The sequence below is a fragment of the Nocardioides albus genome (assembly GCF_014648255.1).
In the GTDB taxonomy this organism is placed as follows: domain Bacteria; phylum Actinomycetota; class Actinomycetes; order Propionibacteriales; family Nocardioidaceae; genus Nocardioides; species Nocardioides albus.
This window is the reverse complement of the sequence record NZ_BMQT01000006.1, coordinates 306,400-319,292: the sequence shown is the minus strand read 5'-3', so window position 1 is coordinate 319,292 and position 12,893 is coordinate 306,400. Positions and strand designations below refer to the sequence as shown.

Below are 12,893 nucleotides of genomic sequence, written 5' to 3'. Positions count from 1 at the left end.
TCGCTCAGGCTGGGTTCGTACGCTCCAGGTGCGGCCGGACCAGGTCGAGGAGCTTGCGGTGGGTCGCGGCGTCGGCCGCGGCGATCATCCCGCGGCCGGTGTGGATCGGGTCGCCGCTGAGGTCGGTGACGACACAGCCTGCGGCCTGGCACAGCGTGATGCCGGCGGTGAAGTGGACGCTTCCCTCGAGGTAGCCATCGGTGACGTACGCCGCCCGCCGGCCCGCCGCGACCCAGGCGACCGCGAGCGTGGACGACATCACCCGTGGCCCGAACTGGGCACGCAGGCGCGGGTCGGCGATGAGCTGTCCGCCGACGAACGGCCGGTCGAGCATGCCGTCGCACTGGATGTCGACGAGCCTGGTGCGTGGGGTCGGCGCGAGGACGGTGTCACCGCCACCCTTCCGCACCCACGCCCCGGTGCCATCGGTCCAGAAGATCTCCTCGCTGATCGGGTCCGCCGAGACCGCCACCTGCGCACCGATGGGCGTCACGAGTGCAACGTTCACCGCAGCGAGCGGGGTCTGGGCGGCGTAGTTGAGCGTCCCGCAGAGCGGGTCGACCAGCCACCTCCGCTCGCTGTCGCCGCTGCGGCCGGTCTCCTCACCCTCGAAGGCGTCGTCGGGACGGTAGGTCGCGATGGTCTCCCGGATCGCCTTCTCCGAGGCCAGGTCGGCCTCGGTGGCGAAGTCGGTCGGAGACTTGTCGAACTGGCTCAGGTCGGTCCCGTACATCTCCCGCACCACCGCCGCCCCTGCCGTCGCTGCCGCGATCGCGACGGCCGAGTCCGGGAACGCTGCCCGGAAGGCATCGATCGCGGGGTCCGGGGCGTCTTCGGGGTCGTCGCCGATGAAGACCGCGATCACCTCGGCCTTGGGATCCGCTGTCAGTGCGGGCAGGAGCTCGTCGCGCCATCTCCACAGGTTTGGGTGGTCATATCCGACGTACGCCTCCGCAGGGGAGAGCAGCTCGATCGCCCGCTCGAGCTCCTGCCGAGTCAGCCGGTACGCCGCCGTCCCGCCCGTGTGCCGGACGACTGTCGCCATCACGACCGCCGGGAGGCGGTGGCCGTAGGCGTTGACCAGCGGAAAATGCTCCGCTGCCGGCGTGGACGCGGTCGACGGGACGAGGCCTACGCCGTGCGCCGCTGGGGGTGCCCAGTCTTTGATCGCGCTCTCGAACCTTGCTCTTGCCGCGAGGATCTCGTCCATGGTCTTCCATCGGTCCACGCGGGGAATCTATCTGCTGGGTTCGGTCTGAGAGGCCGTTTGGCGAGACCGCCCGCCCGCCCCGCTGGTCGAGCCGCCGCCCTCGCCTCGCTGGTCGAGCCGCCGCCCTCGCCTCGCTGGTCGAGCCGCCGCGCCCTCGCCCCGCTGGTCGAGCCGCCGCCCTCGCCCCGCTGGTCGAGCCGCCGCCCTAGCCTCGCTGGTCGAGCCGCCGGAGCCGCTAGGCGGAGGCGTGTCGAGACCAACACAGTTCCCTGTCGGGAACGTCCAGCCCCCCGGTGGTCGAGCTTGTCGAGACCTCCCTACCGGAACGTCCCACCCGAGGCTGGCCTGGGGCCGCCGACCCGACTTCGAGGGTCTTCTCGACCTGCCCCGGAGTAAAGGACGGCCTTCGGCCGCCGGCGTCGCCGGTCGCCTCCGGCGATCCTTGACACCGGACCATGTCGAGAAATATTTGGCTGGCTATCGGGGCGGCGGCCCGAGTGTGGCGCAGCGCAATCTTGCTTCGGAACAGTGCTGATCGTGGGTGGCAGGGGTGGCCCTCCGGGCCACTTACCATCCACAGGTATGAAGTCGTTCGCTCACCGCAAAAAGTGCGTTTGACCTGCCCAAATAGGTGTTCAAGAAGGCTCGGGCCGCGTAGAATTAGAGGCACTACGACACGCCTTTGAGAGGAGGTGGCAGTGATGAGCATCGACCACTGGGGCACCAACCCCACCGATCTCCTCGAGTCGGCTCTTGCTGCCATCGAAACCTCCCTCGAAGAGCTCCTCGCGATGGACCCGACCTATTGGCGCACCAGCCAGAAGAAGGACTTCCTGGCCCGGGTGGAGAAGCTCCAAGCCCAGCAGGCGGCGTTGACGCTGCGGGTGCTGGCCGTTTCGGGTGACATCGCTGCAGAGACCGGCGACAGAGATGCTTCGGCGTGGATGCGCGCCGAGCTGCTGGTCGACAAAGGCGCGGCTCGTTCGCAGATCAAGCTCGCCCGTGCGGTGGCGAAGTATGAGTTGGTTTCTGCCGGTCTCGCTGAGGGTGTTGTCTCTGAGGCGAAGGCTCGGGTGATCGCTGAGACCCTCGACAACATCGAGGCCGACCCGGTCACCACTGGCGAGGATCTGGTCCTCGCTGAGAAGCTGCTGGTCGACTACGCCACCCAGGCCACCGCCAAAGAACTCCACAACGCCGGCAAACGGGTCCTGGCGGCGATCGACCCCGACCGGTTCAACGAAGCCGAAGCCAAAGCACTCCTCGCTGAAGAGGAACGTGCCCAGCAGAAGACCGCGCTGCGGGTCTGGGACAACCACGACGGCACCATCGGCTTCGACGGTGTCCTCCCGACATCGATCGGGATGAGGTTCAAGAGGCAGGTCGAATCCTGGGCTCAGCCGCGTAAGCAGCGACTGGTGGAGAAAGGTGCCCCGCTCCCGCCGTGGGAGCGGATGATGGGCCAGGGCTTCGCTCGCCTGATCGAGACCATCGACCCGCATGCGCTGCCCAGGCATGGCGGCGATGCAACGGTCGTGAACGTGGTGATCTCACTCGAGGAACTCCACAAAGACCTCGGCACCGCGACGCTGGGCTACGACGAGACCAACGGCACCACCATCACCGCAGCCGAGGCCCGGCGGATGGCGTGCAACGCCACCATCATCCCCTGGGTGTTGGGCGGTGACAGTGAGGTGCTCGATGTCGGCCGGGCCAGCAGGTTCTTCGTGCCGATGCAGCGCAAAGCACTCCGGCTGCAGCAGAAGTGCTGCCAAGCCGAGGGCTGTGACATGCCACCGGAATGGTGCGACGCCCATCATCTAGAACCATGGGCAGCAGGCGGGAAGACGAATCTGAAGGACGGGGTCCTGTTGTGTCCGCACCATCACCGTCTGGCGCACAACCCTGCCTACGTTCATGAGCGGCTGCCCGACGGCACCGTGCGGTTCACTCGCCGCCCCTAAACCGGCAAGTCGAGACCACTCCGCCACGGCGTCCCGCCAAGACCCCGCCTATGCGCGGGCGCCTTCGCCTGCCCCCGGCCAGGGTCAAGGCGACCCGCTTGAAGCACTTGATGTGGACGTGGGTGGCATCGGTCAACGGGCCTGATGTACCCCACGCGTGCAGACATTTCTCCACCCCAACGGAGCTTTCCCACGCTCCGGAGGATGGGGAAGCTCCTTGGAAGTGGGGGACGGTGCGGAGTAGTGGGGAAACCTCGCCCAGTGGGTCGTTCGCGGCATCAGACGGCCTTGTGAGCGATTCACAAGGTGTCGCCCCTTGCGTAGGCACCGACGCCCATGGCCGTCACTCAGCAGCAACACCGGCCCCGACTGCCAAGCCCGCACGCAACTGAATCTGCTGCGCCAGACTCCGTGATGCGGCGTGAACACCATCCATAACGGGTCGGCGGCCCCACCCTCAGAGAAACACCAACCCACCAAATCCGAAGATGAGCCGAGCGTAAGAGAGGATGGACGCCATGCGCGTCCACATCGGCTGTGACCACGCCGGTCTCGAACTGAAGTCCCATCTGATCAACCGTCTGACGGAGCTCGGCTATGAGCCTGTCGACCATGGCCCGTTCGTCTATGACGCACTCGACGACTACCCGGTCTTCTGCATCCGGGCGGCCGAGGGGGTGGCCCGTGACCGGGCGCAGGGGCTGGACAGCCTCGGCGTCGTGATCGGCGGATCGGGCAACGGCGAGCAGATGGCGGCCAACAAGGTGACCGGCGTCCGCTGCGCCCTCGCCTGGAGCGAGGAGACCGCCAAGCTCGCCCGCGACCACAACAACGCCCAGGTGGTCGCGGTGGGCGGCCGGATGCACAGCCTCGAGGACATGACGAAGTTCGTCGAGATCTTCCTGGCCGAGCCGTTCAGCGGTGACGAGCGCCACGTACGCCGCATCGACCAGCTCCACGCCTACGACGCCGACGGCGTGCGACCGGCGCTTCCCGACTCGGCCAAGGGCCTGGGGCCGGCCGAGGACCAGGACTGATCCGGGGATGCCCGAGGGGCACACCCTCCATCGCCTCGCGCTCGATCTGAGCGACGCCTTCGCGGGTCGGCAGGTCCGGGTCAGCAGCCCGCAGGGCAGGTTCGCCGACTCCGCCGCGCTCCTGGACGGCCAGGTCGTCGTCGGTGCCGAGGCCTGGGGCAAGCAGCTGTTCGTCGAGTTCCCGGGGGAGCAGTACGTCCACATCCACCTCGGCCTCTACGGCAAGCTCGACCTGAAGCCGTACGCAGGCGAGCCGCCGCTCCCGGTCGGGCAGGTCCGGCTGCGTCTGGTCCCGACGGGATCGGGGCCACTTCGTTCAGACCCCGAGGGCGACACGTACGCAGACCTGCGCGGCGCCACCACGTGCAACCTGGTCACCGCAGCCCAGCGTGACGCGGTGGTCGCCAAGCTCGGCCCGGACCCATTGCGCGACGACGCCGACCCGGCCCGGGCGTGGCTGCGGATCAGCCGGAGCCGCACGACCATCGGTGCCCTGCTGATGGACCAGTCGGTCCTGGCCGGGGTGGGCAACGTCTACCGCGCCGAGGTGCTCTTCCGGCACCGGATCGACCCGATGCGCCCGGGCAACACCCTGCGCAGGAAGCAGTGGGACGCCATCTGGGACGACCTGGTCGAGCTGATGAAGCTCGGCGTCCAGACGAACCGCATCGACACCGTGCGCGAGGAGCACACGCCGGAGGCGATGGGTCGCCCGCCGCGCAAGGACGACCACGGTGGCGAGGTCTACGTCTACCGCCGCAGCGGGCAGCCCTGTCTGGTGTGCGGCACGAGCGTACGCACCGTCGAGCTGCAGCAGCGCAACCTCTTCTGGTGCCCGAAGTGCCAGCGCACCTACCGGCCCCGGGCGACCGCGAAGTAGCAGCCCGCACTACTCTCCGGCCTGCGAGAACGACCACGCAGCCCCCACCTCGAGACCTAGAGTGAGGCCATGTCGAGCCATGCCTTCGCGGACCGTCTGCGGAGCAACGCGATCCGCCGCAGGTTCCGTGACCCGGAGCTTCGCGCGGTGCTGTGGCTCGGGCTGCTCACCGTCGTCCTGACGGTGCTCGCGGCGGCTCAGGTCGGCTGGCTGCAGCTGGTCCCGGTGGCCGTCCTCACGGTGCCGTTGCTGCTCGGCGCGGTGCTGCTGGGGCCGCGTACGCTCAGCTGGTTCGTCGTCTTCGTGATGGTGATGATCGTGGTCGCCGCCAGCCGGGTCACGCTCACCGACCGAGATGCCGCGGCGATCGGGGTGCACTTCCTGCTCGGCGCGATCGTGCTGTTCGTCGCCATGCGCCGCACCTATCTCGGGGTCGGCGGCCTGAGCGACGAGCTGATGCTGCTCGACCTGACCCACCGGCTCGACCAGGGCGCGATCCCGCCGATGCCTCCCGGGTGGCTCGCCGACTCGGCGGTCCTCCCGGCGGGTGGCACCCGGTTCGCGGGGGACTTCGTGGTCGCCGCGCGGGTCGAGGACCGGCTGGAGGTCGTCGTCGTCGACGTCTCCGGCAAGGGAGAACGTGCAGGCACCCGGGCGCTGCAGCTGTCCGGAGCGTTCGGCGGCCTCCTCGGTGCCGTGCCGCCGGCCGAGTTCCTGCCCGCCGCCAACCGCTACCTGCTCCGCCAGGACTGGCAGGAGGGCTTCGCGACCGCGGTCTATCTCTCCATCGACCTCGTCGACGGTGCGTACGAGATCCGCTCGGCCGGCCACCCGCCCGCCCTCGTACGCCGTGCAGCCACCGGTCGCTGGGAGGAGTCCGAGAGCGCCGGCCCGGTGCTGGGACTCATGGACGACGTGGACTTCGACGCGTCCGCGGGCTCGCTCGGCGTGGGTGACATGGTGATGCTCTACACCGACGGAGTCGTGGAGGCTCGGGGGATCGACCTCGAGCACGGGATCAGCAACCTGGTCGCCACCGCCGACCATCTCGCCGTCACCGGACGCGGTGGCGGAGCGCGCCGGCTGCTCGAGGGACTGAGCGCCAGCACCGACGATCGCGCGCTCGTCGCGGTCGGTAGACGGCGGTGAGACCGGCACTGAACGGAGGCGAATCATCGCCAGCAGGGGAGCCGGTTACAGGTGTGAGCCAGATCTATGGCAGGATTTCGCAGGTCGCACGAGGGCATCGGCTCTCGCGTACGCGGATGTAGCTCAATGGTAGAGCCTCAGTCTTCCAAACTGATTACGCGGGTTCGATTCCCGTCATCCGCTCCAAGAGCCATTCCCGCTGATTGGGGAGGGGCCCTTGACGGGGCGTAGCGTAGTGGCTAGCGCGCCTGCTTTGGGAGCAGGAGACCGCAGGTTCGAGTCCTGTCGCCCCGACATCTCTCCCGTAATTTCAAAGCCCTGCACGCGACATCATTCTCAGAAACAAACGACAGGAGACACCCTGTGAAGAGCGCCGTCGAGACGTTGAGCCCGACCCGGGCCAAGCTGACCGTCGAGGTGCCCTTCGAGGAGCTCAAGCCGAGCCTCGACGCGGCGTACAAGCAGATCGCCAAGCAGATCAACGTCCCCGGCTTCCGCCGTGGCAAGGTCCCGCCCCAGGTGATCGACAAGCAGGTCGGCCGCGGTGCGGTGCTCTCCGAGGCGGTCAACAACGCCCTCCCGCAGATGTACTTCGAGGCCCTCCAGGAGAACTCGCTCGAGCCGCTCGCGCAGCCCGAGATCGAGGTCACCAAGCTCGAGGACAACGAGACGCTGGAGTTCACCGCCGAGGTCGACATCAAGCCGGAGATCACGCTGCCCGACTACGAGGGCATCGAGGCCGAGGTCGACGACATCGAGCTCACCGACGCTGACGTCGAGGAGCAGATCCAGGCGATGCGCGAGCGCTTCGGCACCCTCAAGGACATCGAGCGCCCCGCCGCCGACGGTGACTTCGTGGTCATCGACCTGAAGGCCACCAAGGACGGCGAGGACGTCGACGGCGCCGAGGCTGTCGGGATGAGCTACCAGGTCGGCAAGGGCGGCATGCTCGACGGCCTCGACGAGGCCATCACCGGTCTGTCGGCCGGCGAGTCCGCTGACTTCAAGAGCACCCTCGTGGGCGGTGAGCTGGTCGGCCAGGAGGTCGACGTCAACGTCACCGTCAACCAGGTGCAGGAGCAGGAGCTCCCGGAGTACGACGACGAGTTCGCCCAGCTCGCCAGCGAGTTCGACACCGTCAAGGAGCTCGAGGAGGACGTTCGCGCCCGCCTCGGCAACGGCAAGCGCCTCGAGCAGGCCGCTGCCGCCCGTGACGCCGTCCTCGAGGCGCTCCTGGCCAAGGTCGAGATCCCGCTCCCGGAGACCATCGTCGCCGACGAGCTCAACGCGCGCCGTGAGGGCATCGAGCAGCAGCTCGGCTTCGCTGGCCTCACCTTCGAGAAGTACCTCGAGGACGAGGAGCAGACGATCGAGGAGTTCGAGGCTGACCTCGAGCGCCGCGTTCGCGACGCTGTCGCGGCCCAGCTGATCCTCGACCAGATCGCCAAGGAGAAGGAGATCGGGGTCGAGCAGCAGGAGCTGACCGAGCACATGATGCGCCGTGCGCAGCAGTCCGGTCAGGACCCGCAGGAGTTCGTCAACCACATGCTCGAGCACAACCACGTGCCCGAGCTGGTCCAGGAGATCCTGCGCGGCAAGGCGCTCGCCCAGCTGGTCGAGGCCGCCACGGTCACCGACCAGTCCGGCAACCACGTCGAGCTGAAGAACCTCCGCCCTGACGGCACCATCGGCGAGCCCGAGCCCGAGGCCGAGGCGACCGACGAGGTCGTCGATGGCGACGAGGCCACCGAGAAGGCCGACGCCTGATCATCAGACGTACGCCGCCCCTGCCCGATCCGGGCAGGGGCGGTTTCGTTTTCGACGTCGAGCGGATCTAGTGAGCGTCATCTACTGAGCGTCGTAGTTGTCCGTCGGGTCGCCCGAGACCTCGAGGTGCTTGGCGGCGCAGTGTGTCCGGGACAGTCCCTGCTCCACGCACCACTCCAAGGCGGGACCGGAGGTGTCGCTGGGATAGGGCACGACGACGGCGTACATCCCCGACTTCGCGTACGAGCTGGGCCACTCGCCGGTGTCGAGGAGCAGCACGTCGGGGTGGTCGGACTTGATCTCCTGATAGCGGTTCAGCGCCTTGTGCCAGTCGGCGTCGCCACCCTCGCCGGCGCCGACGGCCGCGAGCTGCGGGATCCAGGTGCCGATGAGCTTGCTGGCGGACTCGGTGTCGAGGCGAGATATGCGGAGCAGCTGGTTCTCCGGGGGCGCGTCCGGATTCACCGAGAGCGTGGTCGTGGGCTCGCTCGCGGCGGGGCCGGTCGACGGGTCCGCTTCGGGCCGGGCCGGGCCGATCCCGTCCTTGCCGAAGATGAACCCGAGCACGCCGGCCACGAGCACGAGCACTGCGATCGTGACCAGGATCGGAGCGGTGCGGCCCTTGCTGCGGGCCGGCGGCGGCTGAGGAGCGTCGTCGAAGAAGAAGCCGCGCGTGCCGCGGGGGACGGCTGTCTCGCCGCGGACCTCGTCCACGAAGAGCGGGCGGTGCTGCTCAGGGGGAGCCAGCAGCGGGGCGCCGCAGGAGATGCAGTAGACGGCCCCGGGCGTCAGTGGGTCACCGCACGACGGGCACTGCGACTCGTTCTCCTCGCTCACCGGACCGACACCCCCTTCCCATCCGACGGTAGCCGGGAAGACCGCCATCGTCACGCAACATCCGTAACAACAGCATCACAGACACCATACGCGCGAGTGAACGCAAACGTACTGAACACGGACAAGAAGGTGTGATCTGAGACACAGACCTGCCTGGTGAGCGGCACAGGTGAGCCTTCCGGTCGAGCTCAGGCCCTACGCTTCCAGCGTGAGCTCCAGCCCCGAGACCGTCCGCGCCGTGGTCCTCAACGTCGAGGACGCCCCGGTGGATCCCGAAGCCGACGAGAGGCTCGACCGTGAGCTCGCCCGTGGTCAGGGCACGGTGGCTGGCCTCGTCGGTCTGGCGAGGTTCGCCTGGCGCATCACGGCCTTCGCGCGGCGTCCGTTCGTGGCACCGTTCGCGCTCGCGACACCGATCGTCCGCGGTGTGGCCGGCACCGAGTCCGCGCCTGCCGTCGCAGTGCTCCACGACGGTCGCGTGGTCAGCCCGCAGGAGTGGGCCGCCGCGCACCAGCACACCGGGAGCCCCCGAGTCCTGGTCCTGGTCCCGCCGACGGGCAAGGACGAGACCGTGTGGGACGAAGGGTCGCAGTCGACCGGTGCGACGTACGCCGACCGGCTCGCCGGTCTGCTCGGCTGGCTGCCGCTGCACCTGCACGTGTCGGCCGGCACCACGTCGGTATCCGCCGCGGTCGCGCTCAGCAGCCGTATCCAGGAGTGCGTGGATGCCTTGGCGGCGGAGCCGCACGTCGACGCCGACGGCTCGCCGCGGATCGTCCTGGTCGGGTACGCCGGTGGTGGACTGATCGCTCGCAACGCGCTCGGGGTGGCCACTCCCGGAATCCGGCCGTGGACGGCGTACGTCTCCGAGCTGATCGCCCTGGGCACGACTCCTTATGCTGTCACCTCCGCGCCGATCTCACGCGGGGTCGGCAAGCAGATCGACGAGCATCTCGCCGGGATCGCGGTGGTCGGGCCGGACGAGGCGATGCTGCCGCCGCGGCCCGATGTGGACTACCTGCTGGTCACCGACAAGGCGACCTCACGACCCAATCGGGTCGGGCGCCTCTTCGGAGAGGTGCTGTGGTGGCGACACAAGGCACCGCTGCGGTCACGTCGGGTGCGTGACCTCTTCCCGACCGCAGAGCGCTTCTCGCTCTCGACCGCCGAGACGCCGCTGTCGAACCACCCGGCGGTGCACGACGCCCTGCTGCGCTGGCTCGCCTGACGGCGGCGATCGCCGACAGCACAGTTCTGCCGTCGGCGAACAACGGCACACCAGCCGTGGAACAACTGGCTTCGGCGGCTAGTGTCGATCCTGTGAACATCGACTCCAGCGCGGCTGACGCTCATGCCGGTGCCCCAGGGCTCTCCCCGAGCCTGGGCGGCAACGGCGGCGGTCTGAGCCTTCTCGACGACAACATCTACAACCGACTGCTGCGGGAGCGCATCGTCTTCCTCGGCTCCGAGGTCCGCGACCAGAACGCCAATGCGATCTGCGCGCAGCTCCTGCTGCTCTCCGCGGAGGACCCCGAGGCCGACATCTTCCTTCACATCAACTCGCCCGGTGGCTCGGTGGATGCCGGGATGGCCATCTACGACACGATGCACTACATCCCCAACGACGTAGCCACCGTCGGCATGGGCCTGGCCGCCTCGATGGGCCAGTTCCTGCTGTGCGCCGGCGCGAAGGGCAAGCGCTACGCGCTGCCGCACGCGCGGATCATGATGCACCAGCCCTCCTCGGGCATGGGTGGCTCGGCCTCCGACATCAAGATCCAGGCCCAGCAGTCGCTGCACATCAAGAAGGTGCTGCTCGAGCTGATCAGCGACCACACCGGCCAGAGCGTCGAGCAGGTCACCACGGACGCCGACCGCGACCGCTGGTTCACCGCCGCCGAAGCACTCGACTACGGCCTGGTCGACCAGGTCATCAGGAGTGCCAAGGAAGCCTCCGACGAAGGCCGCCCCGCCCACAAGAAGGACTGAGGACATGAACTACTACATCCCGCAGTGGGAGGAGCGTACGTCGTACGGCGTCCGCCGGATCGACCCCTACGCCAAGCTCTTCGAGGACCGGATCATCTACCTGGGCACCCCGATCAGCGACGATGTCGCGAACGCGGTCATCGCCCAGCTGCTCTGCCTGCAGTCGATGAACCCGGACCAGGACATCTCGATCTACATCAACAGCCCCGGTGGCTCGTTCACGGCCTGCACCGCGATCTACGACACGATGCAGTTCATCAAGCCGGACGTGCAGACCGTCTGCATCGGCCAGGCCGCCTCGGCCGCCGCGATCCTGCTCGGCGCTGGTGCGCACGGCAAGCGGATGGCGCTACCCAACAGCCGCATCCTGATCCACCAGCCCTACACCGAGGGCACCTTCGGCCAGACCTCCGACATCGAGATCCAGGCCAACGAGATCCTCCGGATGCGTGAGCTGCTGGAGAAGATGATCGCCGACCACAGCGGCAAGTCGATGGACGAGGTCAGCCACGACATCGAGCGCGACAAGATCCTCACCGCCGCGCAAGCGGTGGAGTACGGCCTGATCGACTCGGTGCTCGAGTCGCTCAAGACGCCGGCGCTCGTTTGACCATCGGGCCCCGCGCCGCTCCCACATCGAGCGCGCGGCGCGGGGTACCGTCAGTAACTATTCGGACCTAGCAGCACAAGTCGGGGAAGGAAGGCCACTCGTGGCACGCATCGGCGACGGAGGTGACCTGCTGAAGTGCTCCTTCTGCGGGAAGAGCCAGAAGCAGGTCAAGAAGCTCATCGCGGGTCCCGGCGTCTACATCTGCGACGAGTGCATCGACCTCTGCAACGAGATCATCGAGGAGGAGCTCAACGAGGGCTCCGAGGTGGAGATCGCCGATCTCCCCAAGCCGAAGGAGATCTTCGACTTCCTCAACTCCTACGTCATCGGTCAGGAGCAGGCGAAGAAGTCGCTCGCCGTGGCCGTCTACAACCACTACAAGCGCGTCCAGGCCGGCCTGCAGCCCGGAGGCCCGCAGGGCCCCGGCAAGCACGCCAAGGAGGAGCAGGTCGAGGTCGCCAAGTCCAACATCTTGGTGATCGGCCCGACCGGCTGCGGAAAGACCTATCTGGCGCAGACGCTGGCGCGGATGCTCAACGTCCCGTTCGCGATCGCGGACGCCACCGCGTTGACCGAGGCCGGATACGTCGGTGAGGACGTCGAGAACATCCTCCTCAAGCTGATCCAGGCCGCCGACTACGACGTCAAGAAGGCCGAGACCGGCATCATCTACATCGACGAGATCGACAAGGTCGCCCGCAAGGCGGAGAACCCCTCGATCACGCGCGACGTCTCCGGTGAGGGCGTGCAGCAGGCGCTGCTGAAGATCATCGAGGGCACCACCGCCTCGGTGCCGCCACAGGGTGGCCGCAAGCACCCGCACCAGGAGTTCATTCAGATCGACACCACCAACATCCTCTTCGTGGTGGGCGGAGCCTTCGCCGGTCTGGAGCACATCATCGAGCAGCGGGTCGGCAAGAAGACCCTCGGCTTCACCGCCGAGGTGCGTGGCAAGGCCGAGAAGGAGTCCGAGGACCTCCTCAAGCTGGTGCGTCCCGAGGACCTCACCAAGTTCGGGCTGATCCCGGAGTTCATCGGCCGGCTGCCGCTGATCGCGAGCGTCGAGAAGCTCGACCAGGCCGCGCTGGTGCAGATCCTGACCGAGCCGCGCAACGCCCTGGTCAAGCAGTACCAGAAGCTCTTCGACCTCGACGGCGTCGAGCTCGAGTTCACCGAGGACGCGATCACCGCCATCGCCGACAAGGCCCTCGAGCGGGGCACCGGCGCCCGTGGCCTGCGGGCGATCATCGAAGAGGTCCTCCTCTACGTGATGTACGACGTGCCCTCCCGTGGCGACGTCGGCAAGGTGATCGTCACCCGCGAGGTGGTCGACGACGGCGAGATGCCGACGCTCGTGCCTCGTGAGAAGGAGACGAAGAAGAAGTCCGCCTAGGCGGCGTAGCCCTTTTGGGTCATTTTCGCCGTCCGGGTCGGTTTCGGCCCGGACGGT

The 12,893-nt window shown here is 67.9% G+C and carries 11 protein-coding genes and 2 tRNA genes; 11 read left to right on the top strand and 2 right to left on the bottom strand.

Going from position 1 to position 12,893, the window contains the following annotated elements; all coding sequences use genetic code 11:
- Nucleotides 1–4: 4 nt before the first annotated feature.
- Nucleotides 5–1,228, bottom strand: a complete 1,224-nt coding sequence (locus IEY84_RS14855; RefSeq protein ID WP_229788696.1) for an inositol monophosphatase family protein — start codon at nucleotides 1,226–1,228, stop codon at nucleotides 5–7.
- Nucleotides 1,229–1,911: 683 nt separating this feature from the next.
- On the opposite strand from IEY84_RS14855, the gene IEY84_RS14850 reads away from it, so the two are divergent.
- The 7 genes from IEY84_RS14850 to tig all read left to right on the top strand — a co-directional run bounded on the left by IEY84_RS14850 (nucleotide 1,912) and on the right by tig (nucleotide 8,007).
- On the top strand, nucleotides 1,912–3,174 hold the full coding sequence (locus IEY84_RS14850; RefSeq protein ID WP_183546842.1) for an HNH endonuclease signature motif containing protein: 1,263 nt from the start codon (nucleotides 1,912–1,914) through the stop codon (nucleotides 3,172–3,174).
- 518 nt (nucleotides 3,175–3,692) lie between these two features.
- Nucleotides 3,693–4,211, top strand: a complete 519-nt coding sequence (locus tag IEY84_RS14845) for a ribose-5-phosphate isomerase (protein ID WP_183546840.1) — start codon at nucleotides 3,693–3,695, stop codon at nucleotides 4,209–4,211.
- A gap of 7 nt (nucleotides 4,212–4,218) precedes the next feature.
- Entirely contained in the window at nucleotides 4,219–5,091 is an 873-nt protein-coding gene (locus tag IEY84_RS14840) for an Fpg/Nei family DNA glycosylase (RefSeq protein WP_183546838.1), read from the top strand.
- A 69-nt stretch (nucleotides 5,092–5,160) separates the two neighbouring features.
- Entirely contained in the window at nucleotides 5,161–6,240 is a 1,080-nt protein-coding gene (locus tag IEY84_RS14835; protein WP_183546836.1) for a PP2C family protein-serine/threonine phosphatase, read from the top strand.
- Nucleotides 6,241–6,352: 112 nt separating this feature from the next.
- Nucleotides 6,353–6,426: transfer RNA gene (locus tag IEY84_RS14830), tRNA-Gly, on the top strand.
- A gap of 35 nt (nucleotides 6,427–6,461) precedes the next feature.
- A tRNA-Pro gene (locus IEY84_RS14825) sits at nucleotides 6,462–6,534 on the top strand.
- A gap of 69 nt (nucleotides 6,535–6,603) precedes the next feature.
- Nucleotides 6,604–8,007: a trigger factor gene (gene tig, locus IEY84_RS14820; protein WP_183546834.1), complete on the top strand. Its 1,404-nt coding sequence runs from the start codon at nucleotides 6,604–6,606 to the stop codon at nucleotides 8,005–8,007.
- A gap of 81 nt (nucleotides 8,008–8,088) precedes the next feature.
- Here the strand turns inward: tig and IEY84_RS14815 are convergent, their stop codons facing one another.
- Nucleotides 8,089–8,844: a zinc-ribbon domain-containing protein gene (locus IEY84_RS14815; RefSeq protein WP_183546832.1), complete on the bottom strand. Its 756-nt coding sequence runs from the start codon at nucleotides 8,842–8,844 to the stop codon at nucleotides 8,089–8,091.
- Nucleotides 8,845–9,052: 208 nt separating this feature from the next.
- Between IEY84_RS14815 and IEY84_RS14810 the strand changes: the two genes are divergently transcribed.
- The 4 genes from IEY84_RS14810 (at nucleotide 9,053) to clpX (ending at nucleotide 12,836) form a co-directional block, all read left to right on the top strand.
- Nucleotides 9,053–10,072: a lipase family protein gene (locus IEY84_RS14810; protein WP_183546830.1), complete on the top strand. Its 1,020-nt coding sequence runs from the start codon at nucleotides 9,053–9,055 to the stop codon at nucleotides 10,070–10,072.
- A 98-nt stretch (nucleotides 10,073–10,170) separates the two neighbouring features.
- Nucleotides 10,171–10,833: an ATP-dependent Clp protease proteolytic subunit gene (locus IEY84_RS14805; RefSeq protein ID WP_373292318.1), complete on the top strand. Its 663-nt coding sequence runs from the start codon at nucleotides 10,171–10,173 to the stop codon at nucleotides 10,831–10,833.
- A gap of 4 nt (nucleotides 10,834–10,837) precedes the next feature.
- Nucleotides 10,838–11,443: an ATP-dependent Clp protease proteolytic subunit gene (locus IEY84_RS14800; RefSeq protein ID WP_091049270.1), complete on the top strand. Its 606-nt coding sequence runs from the start codon at nucleotides 10,838–10,840 to the stop codon at nucleotides 11,441–11,443.
- A gap of 100 nt (nucleotides 11,444–11,543) precedes the next feature.
- A complete protein-coding gene (gene clpX / locus IEY84_RS14795) occupies nucleotides 11,544–12,836 on the top strand; it encodes an ATP-dependent Clp protease ATP-binding subunit ClpX (protein ID WP_183546828.1) in 1,293 nt (430 codons plus the stop codon).
- Nucleotides 12,837–12,893: the final 57 nt, after the last annotated feature.

Coding starts and splice junctions, on each gene's coding strand:
- IEY84_RS14850 (WP_183546842.1), top strand. CDS start 1,912: ATGAGCATCGACCACTGGGGCACCAACCCCACCGATCTCCTCGAGTCG.
- IEY84_RS14845 (WP_183546840.1), top strand. CDS start 3,693: ATGCGCGTCCACATCGGCTGTGACCACGCCGGTCTCGAACTGAAGTCC.
- IEY84_RS14840 (WP_183546838.1), top strand. CDS start 4,219: ATGCCCGAGGGGCACACCCTCCATCGCCTCGCGCTCGATCTGAGCGAC.
- IEY84_RS14835 (WP_183546836.1), top strand. CDS start 5,161: ATGTCGAGCCATGCCTTCGCGGACCGTCTGCGGAGCAACGCGATCCGC.
- IEY84_RS14800 (WP_091049270.1), top strand. CDS start 10,838: ATGAACTACTACATCCCGCAGTGGGAGGAGCGTACGTCGTACGGCGTC.